The 19,122-nt window shown below is 68.3% G+C and carries 17 protein-coding genes; 8 read left to right on the top strand and 9 right to left on the bottom strand.

All coding sequences use genetic code 11. The features are described 5' to 3' along the window. Positions 1 to 18 precede the first annotated feature (18 nt). On the top strand, positions 19 to 507 hold the full coding sequence (locus tag DEJ31_RS08510) for a hypothetical protein (protein WP_146240596.1): 489 nt from the start codon (positions 19 to 21) through the stop codon (positions 505 to 507). A 391-nt stretch (positions 508 to 898) separates the two neighbouring features. Here the strand turns inward: DEJ31_RS08510 and DEJ31_RS08505 are convergent, their stop codons facing one another. After that, a complete protein-coding gene (locus DEJ31_RS08505; protein ID WP_111043605.1) occupies positions 899 to 1,546 on the bottom strand; it encodes a hypothetical protein in 648 nt (215 codons plus the stop codon). 220 nt (positions 1,547 to 1,766) lie between these two features. Then, entirely contained in the window at positions 1,767 to 2,504 is a 738-nt protein-coding gene (locus DEJ31_RS08500; RefSeq protein WP_111043606.1) for an SDR family NAD(P)-dependent oxidoreductase, read from the bottom strand. Between the two features lie 135 nt (positions 2,505 to 2,639). Here DEJ31_RS08500 and DEJ31_RS08495 point away from each other — a divergent pair, with 135 nt between their 5' ends. Beyond that, a complete protein-coding gene (locus DEJ31_RS08495) occupies positions 2,640 to 3,563 on the top strand; it encodes an AraC family transcriptional regulator (protein ID WP_111121638.1) in 924 nt (307 codons plus the stop codon). A 203-nt stretch (positions 3,564 to 3,766) separates the two neighbouring features. Beyond that, entirely contained in the window at positions 3,767 to 4,291 is a 525-nt protein-coding gene (locus DEJ31_RS08490) for a hypothetical protein (protein WP_111043608.1), read from the top strand. Here the strand turns inward: DEJ31_RS08490 and DEJ31_RS08485 are convergent. Further along, positions 4,255 to 5,055 (bottom strand): LuxR C-terminal-related transcriptional regulator, encoded by an 801-nt coding sequence (locus DEJ31_RS08485; protein WP_258366232.1) that lies wholly within the window; start codon positions 5,053 to 5,055, stop codon positions 4,255 to 4,257. The genes DEJ31_RS08490 and DEJ31_RS08485 overlap by 37 nt on opposite strands. Before the next feature lie 157 nt (positions 5,056 to 5,212). On the opposite strand from DEJ31_RS08485, the gene DEJ31_RS08480 reads away from it, so the two are divergent. Next, positions 5,213 to 5,857, top strand: coding sequence for a VanZ family protein (locus DEJ31_RS08480; protein ID WP_258366231.1), 645 nt, complete (start codon positions 5,213 to 5,215; stop codon positions 5,855 to 5,857). A gap of 64 nt (positions 5,858 to 5,921) precedes the next feature. Here the strand turns inward: DEJ31_RS08480 and DEJ31_RS08475 are convergent, their stop codons facing one another. The 3 genes from DEJ31_RS08475 to DEJ31_RS08465 are packed head-to-tail and all read right to left on the bottom strand — an operon-like array spanning position 5,922 to position 8,217. After that, positions 5,922 to 6,695: an SDR family NAD(P)-dependent oxidoreductase gene (locus DEJ31_RS08475; protein WP_110902854.1), complete on the bottom strand. Its 774-nt coding sequence runs from the start codon at positions 6,693 to 6,695 to the stop codon at positions 5,922 to 5,924. Beyond that, positions 6,688 to 7,278 (bottom strand): TetR/AcrR family transcriptional regulator, encoded by a 591-nt coding sequence (locus DEJ31_RS08470; RefSeq protein WP_111121636.1) that lies wholly within the window; start codon positions 7,276 to 7,278, stop codon positions 6,688 to 6,690. Before DEJ31_RS08470 ends, DEJ31_RS08475 begins: the two co-directional genes overlap by 8 nt. 54 nt (positions 7,279 to 7,332) lie before the next feature. Next, the gene (locus DEJ31_RS08465) at positions 7,333 to 8,217 is read right to left on the bottom strand and encodes a CPBP family intramembrane glutamic endopeptidase (RefSeq protein ID WP_111121635.1); all 885 of its coding nucleotides are present in this window, start codon (positions 8,215 to 8,217) and stop codon (positions 7,333 to 7,335) included. Positions 8,218 to 8,348: 131 nt separating this feature from the next. On the opposite strand from DEJ31_RS08465, the gene DEJ31_RS08460 reads away from it, so the two are divergent. Beyond that, complete coding sequence (locus tag DEJ31_RS08460) at positions 8,349 to 9,503, top strand: sensor histidine kinase (RefSeq protein WP_111121634.1); 1,155 nt, start codon at positions 8,349 to 8,351, stop codon at positions 9,501 to 9,503. Next, complete coding sequence (locus DEJ31_RS08455; RefSeq protein WP_258366230.1) at positions 9,500 to 10,174, top strand: response regulator transcription factor; 675 nt, start codon at positions 9,500 to 9,502, stop codon at positions 10,172 to 10,174. Before DEJ31_RS08460 ends, DEJ31_RS08455 begins: the two co-directional genes overlap by 4 nt. A gap of 495 nt (positions 10,175 to 10,669) precedes the next feature. Here DEJ31_RS08455 and DEJ31_RS08445 read toward each other — a convergent pair whose 3' ends face one another. Next, the gene (locus tag DEJ31_RS08445) at positions 10,670 to 12,877 is read right to left on the bottom strand and encodes an MMPL family transporter (protein WP_111121633.1); all 2,208 of its coding nucleotides are present in this window, start codon (positions 12,875 to 12,877) and stop codon (positions 10,670 to 10,672) included. Between the two features lie 387 nt (positions 12,878 to 13,264). On the opposite strand from DEJ31_RS08445, the gene DEJ31_RS08440 reads away from it, so the two are divergent. Both DEJ31_RS08440 and DEJ31_RS08435 read left to right on the top strand, forming a co-directional pair. After that, a complete protein-coding gene (locus tag DEJ31_RS08440; protein ID WP_111121632.1) occupies positions 13,265 to 14,278 on the top strand; it encodes an SDR family NAD(P)-dependent oxidoreductase in 1,014 nt (337 codons plus the stop codon). 65 nt (positions 14,279 to 14,343) lie between these two features. Further along, positions 14,344 to 16,131 carry a glycerophosphodiester phosphodiesterase family protein gene (locus DEJ31_RS08435; protein WP_181433480.1) on the top strand — a complete coding sequence of 596 codons (1,788 nt, stop codon included), beginning with the start codon at positions 14,344 to 14,346 and terminating at the stop codon, positions 16,129 to 16,131. 18 nt (positions 16,132 to 16,149) lie between these two features. On the opposite strand, the gene DEJ31_RS08430 is transcribed toward DEJ31_RS08435, so the two are convergent. Then, entirely contained in the window at positions 16,150 to 17,142 is a 993-nt protein-coding gene (locus DEJ31_RS08430; protein ID WP_258366229.1) for an SMP-30/gluconolactonase/LRE family protein, read from the bottom strand. Between the two features lie 86 nt (positions 17,143 to 17,228). Beyond that, a complete protein-coding gene (locus DEJ31_RS08425) occupies positions 17,229 to 19,046 on the bottom strand; it encodes an NAD(P)/FAD-dependent oxidoreductase (protein ID WP_111121629.1) in 1,818 nt (605 codons plus the stop codon). Between the last annotated feature and the right edge of the window lie 76 nt (positions 19,047 to 19,122).

Raw genomic sequence — 19,122 nt, 5'->3', positions numbered from 1 at the left:
AGGAAACAAATTGGCTCGATGATCGCCACCGTCAGTGCAATGACGGCGATCATCACCTTGACAGGTTGTAGTGGAGGAAACCCGATGGGGTCAGAAGTCAGCAAGACCATCAGCACTACTGAGGCTCGACAGTCCGTCCAGGAAATCGTCGACCAGTCGACGATTTCACTCGACGGTGAATGGCAGGTTTACAGCGGACCATCTGTAGAACAGTGCACCAAGGGGAACGGAGGCGACGGTGCGGCCTACAGCTACATCAAGTCGCTGGATGGACCGAGCGGAGACCCCGCCCAGGACATTGCCACCGTCAAGAGGCTCTGGGAAGGCGCGGGGATCACGACGGCGCCGTACAAGAGCGGGGGCTCGGACCCGATTCTCGGTTTGCGGGGTGTCGGGGGTCCGACCACCTCGATCAGCTTCCTTGCGGGCGCCCAGCGTTACACGATCACCGCGGTGTCGGAGTGCGCCGACGGAGACGCGGTGGAAATGCAGGGCAACGGCGAGTGACGGTGGGGTCCAGGGCGTGACGCGCTGAAAGAGCCCTTCACGACTCCTTCGGAGCAGCCCGTAACCCGGTCCCGCAGCACGCTCGCCTCGTCCGGTCGCGAGCCCCAGCGTGGCGTCTCGGTCTGTTGCTCCCGGGGGACGGATTACCGGACGATGCTCGGCCGTCAGGACGTGACTCGCTGAGTCGTGGGAGATCCCCGCTCATCCGAGCGGGGTCATCTCCAGGCGATCGCGGTAGCGGATCATCCCATCGTGCGGATCACGAACGCATCCCCCGACCCAGGGCATGTCCTCGTTCAGGAACATGCTGCCGTCAGCACGGTCGTGGACTGCGTCGCGAGTCCGCGGCCAATCACTTCCGGCTCATGGGCGCCTCACCGGAAACCCGCCGTCAGGACGCCACTGGCGTCATCGGCGCATAGAAGTCCTTCGCCGTGATCTGCGTGCCGCCGTTCGACGCGGCGGCGTTGCGCTGGTACTCCAGGTCGAGCACGTCGGACGGGTCGGCCACCGAGTAGGCGCACCAGCCCTCCCCGGACTGCCCCTGGTCCACCTTCGTCAGCGCCGGGTAGCCGGCGGCCTTCATCGCGTCCTCGACGACCGACGTCGTGCCCTGGGACGTGTACGACTCCGTGCTGCCGTGGGCCTGCACGCGGATCGCCAGGCAGTCCACCGTCGAGTAGTACTTCTCCCCCGCGGTCACGGCGACGTGGACCAGGACCTGCTCGTTGTCGTCACGGTCCGCGAGCCCCGACTGCGCCGACGTCCACGGGAAGTTCCGCACGACCTTGTCGGCCTGCACGGTGTGGCCCATCTGGTCGTCGGTGATCTTGTCCGACGTGACGTCGACCTCACCGGACGCAGCGGGCTTGCTGCTCGGCGTCGGGCTCGGCGTCTGCTGTTCCGCAGCCTGGCTCTGCGACGGCTCCGCCGATGCCGTGATCGGAGCGGACTTCCCCGACTGCGACGAGCATCCGGCGAGCGCGACGGTCACGACCGTGATCCCGACGACGGTGGTGATGACGTGCTTGAACGACATGGTGTCCCCTCAGGTACTGCGCCGAGAGAACAGCTCCGCTCCCCCAGCGGTCGCCCCGGCTTCTGGTGCAGGCAGCCGGGACCACTCCTGACCGCACGCCCCACCGTGCACCCCGGTCGCCGTCGCGGGTCGGTCACGAACCGGGGTGGATCGAGCGTATCCGACCGCCGTCAGGCTCGACGCGGCTCCCGTGGCGCGCGAGCCACCGGCCGCCGTCGCCTCACCAGGCGACCGGCCCGTTCACGTCGGTGAAGGTCCCGGTCGGTCCGTCGGAGGGGATGGTCGCCATGGTCACGGCGGACCGGGCTCCTTCCGCCACCGTGAGCAGACCGCGATGACCGTTCAGGTCCGTCGCCACGAAGCCCGGGCAGACGGCGTTGACGAGGATGTTCTCCGACGCCAGGTCGCGTGCGTACATCATCGTCACGGCCGTGAGCGCGGTCTTCGACGGCACGTACCCGAGGGCGATCGGATCGGTGTTGGAGAAGTCCGAGATGGCGGCGAGCGACCCCGCGCTGCTCGAGACGTTGACGATCCGAGGTGACGCCGAGCGACGCAACAGCGGCAGGAACGCGCTCGTGACGGTGATGACGCCGAAGACGTTCGTCTCGAACACGGCCCGGACGTGGTCGACGTCGGCCGACCGCGGCAGCTGCCCGGCGGGGTCGGCGCCGGGCTGGTGGCTGATCCCCGCGTTGTTGACCAGCGCGTCGAGCCGGCCGTACGCATCGGCGACGTGCTCTGCGGCCGCGGCGACCGAGGCAGCGTCGGTCACGTCGAGCGCGACAGCGGTGACGGTGCCACCGTCTGCCCGGAGTTCCGCCGCAGTCTCCTCCCCGCGCTCCAGGCTCCGAGCGCCGATGACGACGGTGTGGCCGAGGCGTGCGAGCTGAGCGGCGATCTCGCGGCCGATGCCCTTGTTGCCTCCGGTGACCAGGGCGATCAGGGGTGCAGTCATGATGTGGCCTTCCGTGCCGCCCAGTGGCGGTGTGATGACGTGACCAGGGGAACCTGGTCCGGAGACCAGCCTGGGGGCCTTGCGGTCGTATCCGGAATCATGCTCCGTCGCCTTTTCATGTCCTAGAGTCCAGGTATGCCTGTCGATCGGTTGTCCGAGGTGCTCGACCTCATCGAGGTCCGCGGGGTCGTGTCCGGCGGCTCGGCCCTCCGTGGCCGGTGGCACACCCGGAGCGTCATCGACGACGACCTCAAGTTCATCGCCGTCGTCCGCGGGTGGGCGACGCTGGAGACCGAGGGGGCCTCGGCGCCGGTCCGCCTCGACGCCGGCGACGTTGCCGTCCTGAACGGGAGGTCGTGGCTGACACTCGACGGCGGTGACGGCCCGGAAGACCCCGTGGTCGTCGAGCCGCCGACGGCGGGATCGCGGATCTCGGACGCCGACGCTGCGGCGAGCGACGTGGACATCGTCATCGGTGGCCGCATCGACCTGAACGCCACCGGCCGAGAGCTGCTCCTCCGCGTCCTGCCACCCCTGATGCACGTCGGCGCGGACAGCACGGTCGGGGCGCAGGCCCGAGGCCACGTGCAACGACTGTTCAGCGAGATCACCGGAGGCCGGATGGGATCGGACTTCGCGATGCGGCAGTACGCGCAGCTGCTGGTCCTCGATGTCGTCCGCGGGTTCGCCGACGACGCCGAACTGCCGGCCGGGTGGCTCAAGGTCCTGGCCGACGAGCAGCTCCGCCCAGCGCTGGACCTGATCCACGACGGGCCCGCCAGGAACTGGAGCCTGGAGGACCTGGCCCGTGCCTCGTCCATGTCCCGCAGCACGTTCGCGGCACGCTTCCGCGCGGCTGCCGGGACTCCCCCGCTGGCCTACCTGATCGCCTGGCGGATGGTGCTGGCCCAGCGTGCGCTGCGCTCGAGCGACACCCGCGTCGGGGCGTTGGCCTTCACGCTCGGGTACAGCTCGGAGAGTGCGTTCAGTACGGCGTTCAAGCGGCACGTCGGGGAGTCGCCGGCGGCGTTCCGAGGGCGGGTCGCAGGCACTTCGTGATCGCCCCCCACCCACGATGACGAGCGAGCAGTCGCGCGGTCAGCGCAGTTCCCACACGCCAGCGGTGAGACCGATCGGCACCTGAGCTGCGCCGAGCGTCGTCGGAACAGGTGCTGGGAATGGCACCCTCCCCTGGGTGGGGATCGTCCGAACCACACCCTGGGGCGGTGTCGGCAGGTTTGCCCGACCACGATTCTCGGAGCATGACAACCACCCTCTGGATCATCGACATCACCCTCATCGCGCTCGTACTGCTGCAGGTCCGCCGGAGGCGCCTCACCATGGTGCAGATCCTTCTTCCGATCGCGCTCGTGCTCTGGGCTGGCATCGCGTTCGTGCACTCCGTCCCGCTCGGCGGTCACAACGCATCGGTGATCGGTGTTCTCATCCTGGCTGGCGCGCTCCTCGGGACAGCGATCGGTTTCACGACGCAGATGTCGACAACGGACGGGAGGGTCACAACTCGGGCCGGAGTCGTTGCAGCAGCGCTCTGGATCGCCGGCATGGGAGCGCGGCTGGTGTTCCAGCTGTGGGCCACCGGAGATGGCCGCCTGGACCTCGGGCGCTTCGACTTCGAGCATGCGATCAACAACGACGTCTGGCCGGCGGCCCTGGTGCTGATGGCTGGGGCGACGGTGTTGCTCCGTGTCAGCGTCATCTTGGCGCGGGCGCGTCGACTTCGTGCAGACCGTCAGCCGTCGGTTGTGACGGATGACGTCAGAGCGTGAGGGGAAGCTTCGTGCGACGTCGTACCGAGCACGAGCGCGATGGTCTGCGCACGATCCCTGGCTGCCAGCTTCGCGAACAACGAATTGACGTATCCCTTCACCGTCGCGACCGTGATGGACAAGGTGACCGCGATTTCGTCGTTCGATCGGCCTCTGCAGATCAGAGCGAGCACTTCCGCTTCCCGCGGGGTGAGCCCCAGGAACCGCGTGCGCAGCGCCGTCGGCAGCAACAACCGATCGACGGACACCTGCATGCGCGCCAAGTCCGCGGCGTACTGACGGTCGAGGCCAGCGAACCTGCTCTCGACTTCGAGTGCGTTCCTGCGTCTGGCGCGACCAGCAAGCGTCGCGATCGCGATGGTCAATGCAGTGATCCCCACAGACACCGGCTCGTGGGCACCCACGACGAAACCGATGACGGCGGACGATGCAGCCAGGACGGGCCACGCCCAGGCCCGCCAGCGCCCGTGTGCGGTCTTGCCGAGGACGATGACGAGGCCACCCGCCACCGGGTACAAGCTGATGCCGTACGTGGGTCCGGCAGCAAGTGCCGAACCGATGACCATCACCATCAGAAGACCGACATCGCCTACCGAACGATCCCTCGCGCGGACCAACACGCGAACCATCCAGGCCACGGCTGCCGAACCCGCGCAGACCACTGCCCAAAGGGGAGCACCCAGTGTGTACCCACCGACCGTCATGGAGACAGCGAGGCTGGCAACCGCAAGCGCGAGTTGCATCGACACCCCGGGTTGCTTCATGGGTACCAGTGTGCCGCGTTGACGACGATCCGCCCGCTCGGGCGGAGACAACCACCTCGTCGAGCGTGTCCCGCCGCGCTCTTCGAGGTCAGTCACCGGAATTGCTCGACGACGGCCTCGCCCTGGATGATCGCTGCGACGGGACCGGTGGCTGGTCATGGTCCTCTGGACGAGAATCCGCACGTCGTGGTTGCGACTCCGCGCCGCTTCAGGTCACGAGAGGGAAGACGAGATGTTCGGAGCGGTACCGGTGCTGCCGGTGGTCATCCCGCTGAGCGCCGCGCTCTTCGTGGTGCTGATCGCGGTCCTGCGGGCACGACGTTGGTTGACGCTGCCGCGCGCGGCGGTCGCGGCAGCGCTGTCGGTCTACGCCGGCGGCATCTTGGCCAACACCGTGTTCCCGATCTATCTCGACCGGCCCCCGAGTGAAGGGCCGTGGATCCCACCGGTCAACTTCACACCGGTCGTCGGTTACGAGTGGCAGGACGCGGTGGTGAACATGCTGGTGTTCCTGCCGCTCGGGATACTGGTGCCGTTGCTGGTCTCCCGGCCGACGTGGAGGCGGGTCGTGGCGGTGATCGCGGGCATCAGCGTCGCGGTCGAGCTGGCCCAGTTCATCACCGCAGATCTCGCCGCGGGCGGCCACATCGCAGACGTCAATGACTGGTTGTGCAACACCGCGGGCGGCGCGGTCGGATTCGGACTGCTCACCGTGCTCACCAGGCTCACCGTCGCCGCGTCGCTCATCGACCGTTTCCGCTGGCACGAGCCGTACCGCTCAGAACCGCACCCCGACGACTGAGGCAGCACATCGTCGCCGCCTCAGCATCTCCCGCGCCAGCTCCAGCCGGAACACCTCGGGCGCGTCAGTGGGGCCAAGGAGCCGTTCCTCCGTCGACGCCGAGCGTCATCCCGCTGACGTAGCTGGACCGATCGCTCAAGAGCCACGCAGCAGCCTCCGCGATCTCTGTGGGTTGCCCGACACGACCGAGTGCGGCGAGTGAACCGAGATGTTCGATGATTCCCGGGACACGCTGTTCCCAGGTCGTCATCATGTCGGTCATCGTCGCGCCGGGTGCGATGGCGTTCACGCGGACGCCCTCGCGCCCGTACTCAGCGGCAGCCGCCCGGCTCATTGCGATGACCGCTGCTTTCGTGGCGCCGTACACACTCTGTTCCGGGGCACCGAATGTGCCGCCGATGCTGCTGACGTTCACGATCGATCCCCCGTTCGCGCCCGGAGCGGTCATCGCTCGGAGTTCCGCACGCATCGCGGCCCAGACTCCCTTGAAGTTCACGTCGACGACGGCATCGAACACGTCGTCGTGAACCTCTGCCAGCCGGGCGCCGCCCTGGCTCCGGCCCGCGTTGTTGAGAGCACCGTCGATCCCGCCCCATCGGGAGACTGCGGCATCGATCGCGCGCTGCACATCGTCAGGAACAGTGGTGTCAGCCTGCGCGACGATCACGTCGCCGCCGTCCTCCCTGATGGTGTTCGCGACCCGTTCCAGTTCGGGGAGACGTCGAGCGGTGAGGAGCAGGCGGGCTCCTTCCCGTGCGAAGAGCCGCGCGGAGTGTTCCCCGATGCCAGCAGAAGCACCTGTGATGAGGATCGTCTTGTCGACGAGGAGATCAGTCATGAGTCGTGCCTTCCTTCGGGCCGTTGTCGATGAGTCGAGCGATCACGGCGTCGCGGACCGTCGCGGACACCTTCTGGTTGTCGGGGTCTTCTGGCACAGCCGCGACCATGTGCGCCACGCCGCGGAGAGCCGCCCGCAGGGCCGCGTCGGCGAGGCGGGCTGAGATGCCATCCGCGAGTACCCCGTCGCGTTGGAGCCGGTCGAAGCTGCCACGGAGCAGCGCTGCGCTCCGTTCGAGGTTCGGGGACTGCGGTCCCACGACGGGGTACATCGCCGGATACAACCCCGGATGACTCCGTGCGAACTCGACGTGTGCGTCCCACCCCGCAGCGATCGCCGCGGCCGGCTCCGACTCGTCCAGAGCGCCCGCGTCCTTCTGCGCGAAGTACTCGTCGAACGCACGGTCGACGACTGCGCTGATGAGCCCGGCACGGTCGCCGTAGTGGTGGTACAGGGTCGGAGCCTGCACGCCGACGGCAGCGCACACGGCCCTCGTCGACACCGCCTCGACCCCGTCGGCGACCGCGATCGCGAGTGCTGCCTGGAGCAGTTGTTTGCGGATGGTTCCCTTGCTCTGTAGCATCGTTACATAGTGTAGCACTGGTACACGCCGATCGTTCTTCGGCTTTGCTGTCTCCTACGAGGTCATCCGGTCGTCCGAGACGGTGGACCGCTGGCGGGCGGTGGCCGTCAGCATCGGAACGGCGATGGCGATGCTGACGATGACCGGGACGAGCGAGGCTTCGAGGCCGAAGGTGCCGCCGGTGAGAACTCCACTGCCGTGGACGGTGGTGATGAAGAGTCCAGGGTTGCGATGCCCGGAGACGGGGATGCCGAGCAGCCCCTCGATGACGTTCCAGGCGAAGTGGATGCCGATGACGAACCAGAGGCTCCGTCGCCAGAGGAACGCGGCACCGAGGAGCACGCCAGCTTCGATTGCGATGGCGAGTGAGGTCCACAGCGTCGCACCGGGGTTCATGATGTGCAACGCACCGAAGAGCGTCGCCGTCACGGTGAGGGCGATCCATCGACCATGCTTCGGACCGCCGAGTCGTTCAATCCCCTGGAACAGCAGCCCGCGGAAGGTGAGTTCTTCGATGACGGCAGCGCTGGCGTTCACGGCGATGGCGAGCATGAGGGTCTTGCCGACGTCGCGGGGGGCCCAGTCGATGCTGTACCCGCCGGCGACGAGGACGATGCCGTAGGAGGCCATGACGAAGGCGGCGCCGATCCCGAGGCCGGCGAGCGCCTCGCGCGGAGCCGTCCGGCGGGCGAGCTCGGGGATGCGTCGCCGGGCGATCACGCGCATCGTCAGCACGTAGAACGCGGAACCGGCTGCCATGCCGGTCAGCGCCATGAGCGCCATGCCACTCGGGCCCGACTCGGCACCGATTGCCGTGAAGACGGCGGAGGTGAGGAACACGAGGACGGTCCCGACGACCATCCACGTGACCGGGAACGTCCGGAGTCGGTTGATCACTCCCCGACGATGCGGAGCAGCCGGCGCGGAGGTGTTCGTCATGGTCGTCCTCTTTCTCGGGGTGCAGCGAAAACTGCCTGGACACGACGCTAGGAACCGGCGAGGTGTCCCCGAGTCCCCCGAAGGTCGACAGTGTTCCCTGCACGAGACCGGGCGACGCTAGCGTCGCTCTCATGCGCTTCGGCAGCACGACCTCGCGATGGAGTGAACAACCAGTCATGGTGCGCGACGCCATCGGCGCGATCGCACTCCTCGCGGCTGCGCTGCTGCCACTCGGCATCCCCGGAGTGGAGCTCGGGGAATTGCACCGCAGCCCGCCAGAGTGGGCCGGACCGGTGCTCGCCGTGGCGCAGACGCTGCCCTTGACCTTCCGACGTGTCCGTCCGGCGTTCGTACTGCTCGTGGTCGGCGCCGCGTTCACGACCGCGCAACTGTCCGGTGTCGACTCCGGTCCAGCCGGGCTCGGCGTGCTCGTCGCCCTGTACTCGACGGGCGCGTACCAGGAGCTCCATCGTGCGATCGTCGCCGTGGCCACCGTCGCTGCGTACGTCCTCCTCGCGCTCGCTCTCGAGGGATCGGGTTCGCCAGAACGCCTGGTGGACTGGGTCACCTTCAGCCTGGTCCTCACGGTGCCGTGGACCGCTGGGCTGCTCGTCCGGCACCGGCTCACCGAGCAGGACGCCCGTGAGGCCGCGGCTTCTCGGGAAGCTGTTCGTCGGGCGAAGGACGCTCTCGCCCGTGACCTCCACGACGTCGTCACGCACCACATCACCGCCATGGTCGTGCAGTCCGAGTCGGCCGCCTACCTCGGACGGGACGACCTCGCTGGCCGTGACGGGACCCTCGAGGTCGTGGGCCGGACGGGCCGGCAGGCGCTGCAGGAACTCCGTTCACTCCTCGGTGCCCTCGAACAGACCACGACGACCACACCCGGAACCTTGCCGGTCACTCCGGTGGGCGGCGACGTGCGCACCGTCGTCGAGCAGCTGGCTGCCACGGGGTACCCCGTGCGGTTCACAGAGCTCGGCGAACCCTCCGAGCCGTCGGCCCCCGTTGCCACCACGTTGCACCGTGTCAGCCAAGAGGCCCTCACGAACGCGATGAAACACGCGCCCGGCGAGCAGGTCACGGTCGCCATGACGCACACCGCGGACGCGATCGAACTGCTCGTCGAGAACAGGATCCGCGGCGGAACGGCCGACATCCCGGGTCGGGGCCTGAGCGGGATGGCGGAACGGGTGGCGCTCGTCGGCGGCACCCTCCGGACAGGGCCGGTCGATGGACTCTTCCGAGTGGCCGCCGTGTTCCCCCGCGGAGCATCACGGTGACCTCGGCGGGCATCGTACGGGTCGCACTCGTCGACGACCAGCTCCTGGTGCGGGACGGCTTCGCCCGGATCATCCGAGCGCAGGCAGACATGGAGGTCGTCGGGCTGGGAGTGAACGGCCGTGACGCAGTGGACCTCGTGCGCTCGATCCACCCGGACGTCCTGGTGATCGACATCCGGATGCCAGTGCTGGACGGGATCTCCGCCATCCGGGAGATCATCTCCTTCGTCGAGGCCGACGCTCTCCAGCCGAGAATCCTCGTCGTCACGACCTTCAACCTCGACGAGTACGTCTTCGAGGCACTCCGTGCAGGAGCGAGCGGGTTCCTCCTCAAGGACTCGACGCCCCGCCGGTTGCTCGACGCGATCCGGACGCTCGCATCCGGCGAAGCCATCGTCGACCCGACCGTCACGCGAGACCTCATCGGAGCATTTGCGGGTCGGATCAGACCAGTACCGACCGAGCCACCCGGCCGGGAACTCCTCACTCCCCGCGAACAGGAAGTGCTGCGGTTGCTGGCGCAGGGCATGTCGAACGCCGAGATAGCGGCAGCGATGTTCGTCACACGGGAGACGGCGAAGACCTACGTGTCCCGCATGCTGCTGAAGCTCGGAGTCCGCGACCGTGTACAGGCGGTCGTGTACGCCTACCGGCACGGGCTCGCCCAGTGAGCACTTCGTGCGTGGCGTGGGGCGGCGGAACTCGTCAGATCGTTCGGACGTTCAACACGGCGTTGCCGCTGCGGCTGATCGTGAGCGCAGCCTGCCAGTCCTCAAGAGGGAACGCTGCGGCGACCGGCACTCGGAAGCGTCCCTCGGCCGCGAGTGTGGCGAACTCCGGCAACGCCTTCGCGGTGCCCTGCGACGGGGTTTCTCGTCTGGCTACTTCACCTACGGTCGTTGACCGCGCACCGCTCGAGCAGCGGGTCTGCTGATGTCGCGCTCAGCAGGGCGGTTCGGGATCCTGACCGTTCAGCTCTGGTGCGGAGCCTTTCTCGACGAACGCACGATCTGCTTCCACTGCGAGGTAGGCGGTGATGTCGATGGGCTGAGTCGGGGGGAGGTGGATGTCTTCGGGGCGGACCGGGTGCTGCATCAGCTGGTCACTTTCGTTCGACGAGCGGAGGACGAAGGGCCCCGGTGTGTTCACCGGGGCCCTTCGAGTTGTCAGCCGACGAGGACTCGTGGCTGGTCCTGCGCGGCAGGTGCCGCGGCGTCGTGCTCGTCGAGGGCGTGGCCTTCGACGTCGACGTCGGGGAGGACCTTGTCGAGCCACTTGGGGATCCACCAGGCGGAGCGTCCGAGGAGGGACAGCGCGGCTGGCATGAGGACCATGCGGACGATGAACGCGTCCGCGGCGACGCCGACGAGGAGCCCGAACGCGATGGAGGCGCCGATCGCGAACTCCCCGGTGGCGAACCCGCCGAAGACGACGATCATGATGCTCGCCGCAGCGACCAGGACCGGTCCGGATCGGGAGAAGCCCTCGCGGATGGCCTGCTTGGGATCGAGGCCCTTGCGGTACATCTCCTGGATGCGGGAGACGAGGAACACCTGGTAGTCCATCGCGAGTCCGAAGAGCACTCCGACGAGCAGCAGCGGCAGGATGCTCAGCATCGGGTCGCCCTGCGGTGCGGGCAGGAAGTCCAGCCAGCCCCACTGGAACACCGCGACGCTCGCGCCGAAGGATGCGCCGACCGAGAGCAGGTAGCCGAGCGTGGCGATCACGGGGATGAGGAGCGATCGGAACAGGACGATGAGCAGGATGATCGAGATGACGACGATGACGACGACGTACTTCACCAGCGCCTGAGCGAGCTGGTCGTCGGAGTCGATGCCGATCGCGGTCTCACCGGTGACCTCGAGGTGCGCTCCGCTGATGCTGTCAGCGTCGTCACGGATCTGGTGCACCAGGTCCTTGGTGGAGTCGTCGATCGGCCCTTCGGTGGGGATGACCGTGATCCGTGCGTAGTCGCCGTCGGAGCTGACCTGAGCCGGGACGACCTGCTGCACGCCGTCGAGAGCGGTGAGTTCCTTCTCGATCACGGCGGTCTTCGAGGTGATGTCGTCGCCCTCGGCCAGGACGATCAGGGGGCTCTGGATGCCGCCGAACTCGTCGACGATGAGGTTGTAGGCGGTGCGTTCGGTGGACTCCGGGTCGGACCCGCCAGGGACGTTCGAGGCGGTCTTCATGCTGAGCATGGGGAGCGCGACGACGACGAGGACGAGCACCCCGCCCAGGAGAGAAACGATCGGGCGCTTCACGACGAAGCTGCCCCACGAGCGGAGGACGCCGCGCTTCTGCGGGCCGTCTTCGGTGAAGAGTTCCCCGCGCTGCAGCGCCGCACGGTGCTTCTTCGACAGGGCCTTGACGCCCATGAACCGCATCAGTGCCGGCAGCAGGGTGAGCGAGAGCAGGACGGCGACGGCGACGGCGAAGGCGGCGGCGACACCCATCTCGGTGATGTAGCTGAGGTTCGCGACCAGGAGCGCGACGAGGGCGACGACGACGGTCATGCCGGCGAAGACCACGGCGGTGCCGGCGGTACCGGTGGCCCGGGCGATCGCGTCGTCGACCCTCCGTCCGGAGCGGAGTTCGGTCTTGAAGCGGGACAGGATGAACAGGCTGTAGTCGATGCCGACGGCGAGGCCGAGCATGGTGGCGAGGATGATCGCGTTGTCACCGATCGGGGTGAGCGCGCCGTAGGCGAGGACACCGATCAGGCCGACGCCGACGCCGTAGACGGCGACGAGGAGGTTGATGCCCGCAGCCAGCAGCGAGCCGAACGTGATCGCGAGGATGATGAACGCGATGATGACGCCGGCGCCTTCACCCGGGCCGGTGGCCGGGGCGCCGAGGGGAACCAGGTTCCCGCCGAGCTCGACGCCGAGCGCCGGAGGAGCGTTCTCCTGCAGGTCGAGGGCCGCGTCGTAGAACTTCGTCTGCTGGGCCTTCGTCAGGTCGCCGTAGGTCAACGTGGCGACGGCGACCGTGCGGTCCTTCGAGATGTACGGCTGTTCCGCATTCAGCGGGTCGCTGACGGACTGGACTCCGTTGACCTTGTCGGCCTTCGCGAGGAACGACTCGATCTGCTTCGCGGTCGTCGCGTCCGTGACGTCGCCGGACTTCGGTTGGAACACCAGCTGCAGGGACGCGGTGTCCGCGCCGGTCGTGGAGGGGAACTCCTTGTTCATCCGCTCCAACGCCTGCGATGCCTTGGTGTCGGGGATGCTCGTGGTCGCGGCGTCCTTCTCGATGCCGCTGCCGACGACGAAGATGCCGATCAGCACGGCCATGATCAGGAGCCACGCTCCGATCACCAGCCATCGGAACCGGGCACTGAAGCGCCCGAGGTGGGACAGGAACGTGGACATGCGGTTTCCTTCGTCGTCGTGGTCCGCGAGGTGCGGACAACGTCAACGATCCCGTCCGGGACGCTTCGGCACGGCCTCCTTTTGCAGCGTTCGAACTACTCCATTTGCAGTAGATCCCCCCTCTCCCAGCGCAACCAGTAGGCGCGACGGTCCGCCGCTCACTGAGCGGCAGTCGGTTCCGAGGGACGCAGGTGATCGGATCAGGCGAGGAGGCAGACCTCCCACCCTCGTGCACAGCACCGCTGTCCGTCACGGTCGCCGATTGACGGTGTTGCGCCAGCGCTGCCGCACGTACTGCCGATGCAGTAGACCGATCGATCCGAGACGACGATGCGTCGCCCTGTGCAGAGCCGGACGATGGGGGCACGCAACGAAAGGACGAACATCATGTCGAACGACACCGCCATCCTCACCGCCGCCTCAACCGTCGGCACATGGTTGGACCACCCCGTCGGCGGTGAGCTCATCCGCGAGCTCCTCGCCCAGGGCGGCACCGACCCCGAGTCGCTCACTCCCGTACGTGGCCTGCCCCTACAGCAGCTCGTCGCACTCTCGAACGGTCAGCTCCCCCAGGCCGCGATCGACGGGCTGGTCCTCGCGGCGAACGGCGGAGAGATGCCCGTCGAAGCGGCGGCGAACGGAGACGCAGAGGTGGTCGTCCCGGGCCGCTTCGCGGGACAGACCGTCGTCGTCACCGGTGCCGGCGGCGGCATCGGCCGCGCCACCGCGTCCCGCATCGCCCGAGAAGGCGGGCGTGTAGTCGCAGTAGACATCGCCCCGGCCGGCTTGGAGGCACTGGTCGACGAGTTGCCCGGGTCTGATGTCGTGACCGTGGTCGGTGACATCACGAGCGAGGACGACGTCCAACGCGTGGTCCAGGCCGCGGGCGACCGCATCGACGGACTCGCCAACGTCGCGGGCATCACCGACACGATGGCGCCACTGCACGAGACGTCCGACGCCGTCTGGGAGCGCGTGATGGGCGTGAACGTCACTGGGATGTTCCGCCTGACCCGAGCGGTGCTGCCGGCCATGCTCGCGGCTCGGCGCGGCTCGGTCGTGAACATCGCCTCGGAGGCGGCGTTGCGTGGCAACGCGGCCGGGCTGGCCTACACAACGTCGAAGCACGCAGTCGTCGGCCTCACGAAGAACAGCGCCTTCATGTACGGCCCGAGCGGCATCCGGATCAACGCAGTAGCGCCGGGCGGCGTCGCAACCGGCATCCCGACCCGATTCGAGTCCGAGCTGGGATCATCCCGGCTCCAGCCGCTCCTGCAGACGATCCCGGCGGTGGCGACGGCGCAGCAGCTCGCCGCGTCGATCACGTTCCTCCTCAGCGATGACGGCACGAATCTCAACGGAGTCGTCCTGCCGTCCGACGGCGGATGGTCGGTCCAGTAGTCGACACGGTCACGGACTGGACGGGAGGCGCCGTGCGAGCTCACGACGCACGTCCCGTCCGTTTCGTGGTGCCGCCCCTCCGCAACACGCTCACCCAGCTGGTCCGGGTCCCGGCCCGCGTGTGGCTGCTGCTCCTGGTGGCCTCCGCTGTCATCGCGGTGGCCGTGCGTCCAGCGGCTCGGTGGTCGATCGCGCTCGCGACCGACCGAGCCAACGGGGTGGCTGCGACCCCAACCGGTTTCGCTGCCCTGCTCGGTGACCCGATCGCCCTCGCCGGGATCGCGACCGCGGCGGGTCTCACGCTCGCCGCCACCCTCGGCTGGGGCGTCCTCGTCCTGACGGTTGCCGACCTCCAACTCGCAGGTGAGCCGCTGTCCGTCCGAGCAGCGGCGCGTGGAACCCTGGCTTCGGCTCGACGGTTCCTCCGCCCGGGCGTGGTCGTGACCGGGCTGCAGCTCGCCGTGTTGCAGCCCCTAGCGGGGATCGCGGTGTTCGCGCCGCTCACGGGCGGACTCGCTGTCCCACCGTTCATCGGGCGGGAATTCCTCAAGGCGCCGCTCAGCGCGACACTCTGGTGCACCCTCGCTGCCCTGGTCGTCTTCGTCAGCCTCCGTCTCATTCTCGCTCCGGCGTTCACGATCGTCGCTGGGCAGGGGCCGGCCGCAGGGATCATCGCCAGCCTCCGAGCCACACGCCGCGGTGGTCTCGCCGTCGCAGGTCAGGTGACGGTGCTGCTCGCTGGCTCCACCATCGTCAACTCGCTGGTCATCCAGACTTCGACTGCACTGATGAGACTCGTCCCGTCCGTGCGGGTACAGGAAGCGGTCGATGTCCTCCCGGTCCTCGTCCTGTCCGCTCTCTCGGTCGTGGTCGCGCAGGCGGTCGCCCTGTCCCTCGTGGGGACCGTCCGGGCAACAGTCGGACGGCCACCCGCTGTGAACGAACGGGTCCACGTCCGGCGTTCGGCGTCTGGCCGCCTCGTGGCGGTGGGGATGGTCGTCACCCTGGGCTGCAGCATGCTCCTCGTTCCCTCGCCCGCCGTGTCACGACCTGCCGTCCCCCCGTCCGTCGTCGGCTCAGAAGGAGGCGCCTCGGTCATCGCCCATCGTGGGCACGATCGTGGCGGTCCGGAGAACACGATCGCGGGCCTCGAAGCGGCGGCTGCCCTGCATGCGGACCGTGTGGAGGTCGACGTCCAGCAGACGCGGGACGGCACGTTCGTCGCGAGCCACGACACGAACCTCCTCGTGCTCGCAGGCCGGGACGAGGACATCCCGAACATGTCGACCGCTGCAGTCACGAGCACAACCGTCCGGATGCACGGCCACGCCGACACCATCCCGACGATGACCGCGTACGTTGAGCGCGCACGACAGCTCGGCATGCCGCTGCTCATCGAACTCAAGGTGACGGCAGCGACCAACGGCGGATCCGTTCGGGACCTGTTTGCGCAGCTCGATCGTGTGGGCCTACCGCCCGGCACGTGGTTCCACTCGCTGGACCCGACGGTCGTGCACGAGATGCTCGAGCAGCACCCGGAGCACCGTGTCGGCCTGACTGTGGGGCCACACGTCGGTCCACTCCCGGAGCTCCCCGTCGACTTCTACGCGGTGGAACAGGCGTCCATCACGTCGGCGATGATCCGTCGGGCCCATCGCGACGGACGGGCGGTCTATGCATGGACGGCGAACAGCGACGTGCGCATCCGGGTCCTGCTCAGGGCGGGCCTGGACGGCGTCATCACCGATCGGCCGGTGGCGACCCGTTCGCTGGTCGCGGGCATTGCACGCGAGTCGCCGGGGGCACCGGGAGCGCTCCGGGACCAGCTCAGTCTTCGCTGGCTCGTCTCCTGACGAAAGTCCGAGGTCTGGTCACCCGCCGTTCGACTGCTGCGTACCCTTGCCGTAGGCGCGGAACCCGTACACGAACGACCCACCCGGGCCGCTCACCGTCATGTACGCATCGGTCGTCCCCGGCTTGATCGCGAGGTTCGTCGCGGAGGTCACGGCTCGCCGGTCGTCACTGGGCACGGTGACCTGCGCGACCGGGTCACCGTCGCGACTGAAGACATCGATCACGGGCTTCCCTTCGTACCCCTGGTAGACGTTGCCGGCGGCATCGACGGCGACGGAGTCGACCCGGCTCGCCCCGGCGTCAGGCCGGATGGCGGGATACGCCGCCGTCGCCTCCTCGTGTTCGGCGTCGAGCTGGACGTGGTCGATCTGGTTGCGGTTGTACTCGCTCACCCACAGTCCACGGTGGTCCTCGTCGAAGGCGATTCCGTTCGCCGACGCGAGCCCGTCAAGCACCACCGTGGCGCGGTGGGTAGCAGCGTCGATCCGGACGACCCGTCCGACAGGGTCCTCCGTCGATGCAGCATTCCCTGCCGCATCGCTGACGAACATGTTCCCGTCCTGGTCGAAGGTCAAGTCGTCCGGCTGCATGGGCCGGCCGTCCACGGGGCCCTCGAACTCGACGCGGAGGCCACCGCCCCGGCCGTCCACGCTGACGACCTTCCCCGTTGCGAAGTCGGTGACGTACAAGCGGCCGTCGCGCGGGTTGAACTGCGCAGAAGTCGGCGCGGCGAGCCCCGCAGCGTCCCCGAACCCCGTGACCTTCCGGCGGTCGAGGTCGATCCGGACGACCTTCGGCCGTGCGGTTCCGGCGGTGACGTCGACGGCGATGAGTCGCCCGTCAGCAGCGAACGTCGGCCCTTCGAGCAGCGGTCCGTACCCGGTGCCGGCTTCCGGTGCAGGCGCGACCTGGACGACGCGGCGTGCTGTCCGATCGTCCGTGCGCGCTGTAGCCGGGGCCGCGTCGTCCGCGGGCGCAGCGCAGCCCGACAGCATGACTGCTGCGGCCACCGACATCGTCAGCACCGCGCCGATTCGTACTCCGCCGGATCGCGCGGCTCGTTCCCGCGGCGTACCGCTCGTGTGCAGCTGACGCATCAGGAGGCGCTGACGGCGAGCTCCGACACCAGGACCTCGTCGATCGAGGTCTCCCGCCACTCCCGGAGCAGCTGGTGGAACCGCACCGGGCCCGGGCTGTACCCACCGCCGCCGCGCTTCCGGGTGCCCTCTCCGTTGTAGTAACCCGGTGTGCACTCCGCCAGGAACGCCGCGTTGTCCACCTCCACTTCCCGGATGGTGTCGAGCCAACGCTCCTCTGCCTCCACCGTCGGTTCGACCTGCCGCGCACCCTCGTCACGAGCGTGCTCGAGGATCGCCGCGATGTGGGTCGCTTGTTCCTGGAGGATGTGGACGAAGTTCACCGAGTTCGCGTTCTGCAGTGCGCCCAGGTGGAACAGGTTGGGGAACCCGTGGGACACGAACCCGTGCAGGGTCCGGGGGCCTCGCGCCCACGCCTCGAGCAGTTGCGTGCCGTCCCGGCCGTGCACGGGCAGTGTCCCGGAGACGACCCCGGAGACACCGGTCTCGAACCCGGTGGCGAAGACGACGGCGTCGACTTCGTACTCGGTGTCGCCGACGACCACGGCGGTCTCGGTCATCGCGGTGATCCCGCCGGTGTCGGCGGTGTCGACCAGTGTCACGTTCGGACGGTTGAAGGTCTGCAGGTACTTGTCGCTGAACGTCGGCCGCTTGCACATGTACCGGTACCAGGGCTTGAGGACCTCTGCGGTCGCAGGGTCCGTGACGACGGAGTCGACCCGCGCTCGGATCTGGTCCATCTTGCGGGCGTCCGCGATCTCGATCAGCCGGTCGCGTTCCTCCGGGTCGAGCGTGTCCTCCGTCTGCCCGGTCAGCATCGTGCGTTGCAGCGCCGCGGTGGAGGTCCATCCGTCCTGGATCAGGTCCACGTCGGTCTCCTCGCCGGAGACGACCGCGAGGAAGTTCTCCATGCGTTCCTGCTGCCATCCGGTCGGGAGGCCCGTGGTCCAGTCCGCGGGCAGGTCGCGGTTGTTGCGGATGTCGACGCTCGACGGGGTGCGCTGGAACACGGTGAGGTGTTCGGCGTCCTCCGCGACGAGGGGGATCACCTGGATGCCGGTCGCACCGGTCCCGACGACCGCGACGCGCTTGTCGGCGAGGCCGGTCATCCCGCCGGTCTGGTCGCCACCCGTGTAGCCGTAGTCCCACCGGCTGGTGTGGAACGTGTGACCCGTGAACGTCTCGATGCCCGGGATGGCGGGGAGCTTCGGTTGGGAGAGCGATCCGGAGGAGACGATCACGTACCGGGCGCGCATCGCGTCGCCGCGGTCGGTCTGGACGTCCCACTCGGCTGCGTCGTCGTCCCATCGGAGCTCCGTCACGCGGGTGTGGAACAGCACGTCGTCGTACAGGTCGAAGTGCCGTGCCATCGCCATCGCGTGCTGCCGGATCTCCTCCCCCGGTGCGTACCGCCGTGTGGGGACCGTCCCGACCTCCTCGAGCAGCGGCATGTAGACGGAGGCCTCGATGTCGCAGTGGATGCCCGGGTACCGGTTCCAGTACCACGTCCCGCCGAAGTCGCCCCCTTCCTCGGTCATGCGGATGTCGGTGAAGCCCGCCTGCCGCAGCCGGGCCCCGGTCAGGAGTCCGCCGAACCCACCGCCGACGACGAGCACCTCGACGCGGTCGGTCTTCTCCGGCCGGTCGGTGCGGGGCGTGTAGGGGTCCGTCGCCCAGTACCCGAACGCTCCGCGTGTGCCCTGGTACTGCCGCAACCCGTCCGGGCGGACGCGTCGATCCCGTTCGACCCGGTACCGGGCGCGCAGCGCGTCCAACTCGGTCTCGCTCATTGTGCTGTCCGTGGCGATGTCCGTCATCGTGCTCCTCGCGATGGGCCTGGCGGCAACAGGTGTTGCCGCTCCGACCAGTCAACCTCGGGGCCATCAGTGAATC

Source organism: Curtobacterium sp. MCPF17_031, assembly GCF_003234035.1.
In the GTDB taxonomy this organism is placed as follows: domain Bacteria; phylum Actinomycetota; class Actinomycetes; order Actinomycetales; family Microbacteriaceae; genus Curtobacterium.
Note: the sequence above shows the minus strand (reverse complement) of the source record. Positions and strands in the feature narration are given on the sequence as shown.

Coding starts and splice junctions, on each gene's coding strand:
- DEJ31_RS08510 (WP_146240596.1), top strand. CDS start 19: ATGATCGCCACCGTCAGTGCAATGACGGCGATCATCACCTTGACAGGT.
- DEJ31_RS08505 (WP_111043605.1), bottom strand. CDS start 1,546: ATGTCGTTCAAGCACGTCATCACCACCGTCGTCGGGATCACGGTCGTG.
- DEJ31_RS08500 (WP_111043606.1), bottom strand. CDS start 2,504: ATGACTGCACCCCTGATCGCCCTGGTCACCGGAGGCAACAAGGGCATC.
- DEJ31_RS08495 (WP_111121638.1), top strand. CDS start 2,640: ATGCCTGTCGATCGGTTGTCCGAGGTGCTCGACCTCATCGAGGTCCGC.
- DEJ31_RS08490 (WP_111043608.1), top strand. CDS start 3,767: ATGACAACCACCCTCTGGATCATCGACATCACCCTCATCGCGCTCGTA.
- DEJ31_RS08485 (WP_258366232.1), bottom strand. CDS start 5,055: ATGAAGCAACCCGGGGTGTCGATGCAACTCGCGCTTGCGGTTGCCAGC.
- DEJ31_RS08480 (WP_258366231.1), top strand. CDS start 5,213: ATGGTCCTCTGGACGAGAATCCGCACGTCGTGGTTGCGACTCCGCGCC.
- DEJ31_RS08475 (WP_110902854.1), bottom strand. CDS start 6,695: ATGACTGATCTCCTCGTCGACAAGACGATCCTCATCACAGGTGCTTCT.
- DEJ31_RS08470 (WP_111121636.1), bottom strand. CDS start 7,278: ATGCTACAGAGCAAGGGAACCATCCGCAAACAACTGCTCCAGGCAGCA.
- DEJ31_RS08465 (WP_111121635.1), bottom strand. CDS start 8,217: ATGACGAACACCTCCGCGCCGGCTGCTCCGCATCGTCGGGGAGTGATC.
- DEJ31_RS08460 (WP_111121634.1), top strand. CDS start 8,349: ATGCGCTTCGGCAGCACGACCTCGCGATGGAGTGAACAACCAGTCATG.
- DEJ31_RS08445 (WP_111121633.1), bottom strand. CDS start 12,877: ATGTCCACGTTCCTGTCCCACCTCGGGCGCTTCAGTGCCCGGTTCCGA.
- DEJ31_RS08440 (WP_111121632.1), top strand. CDS start 13,265: ATGTCGAACGACACCGCCATCCTCACCGCCGCCTCAACCGTCGGCACA.
- DEJ31_RS08425 (WP_111121629.1), bottom strand. CDS start 19,046: ATGACGGACATCGCCACGGACAGCACAATGAGCGAGACCGAGTTGGAC.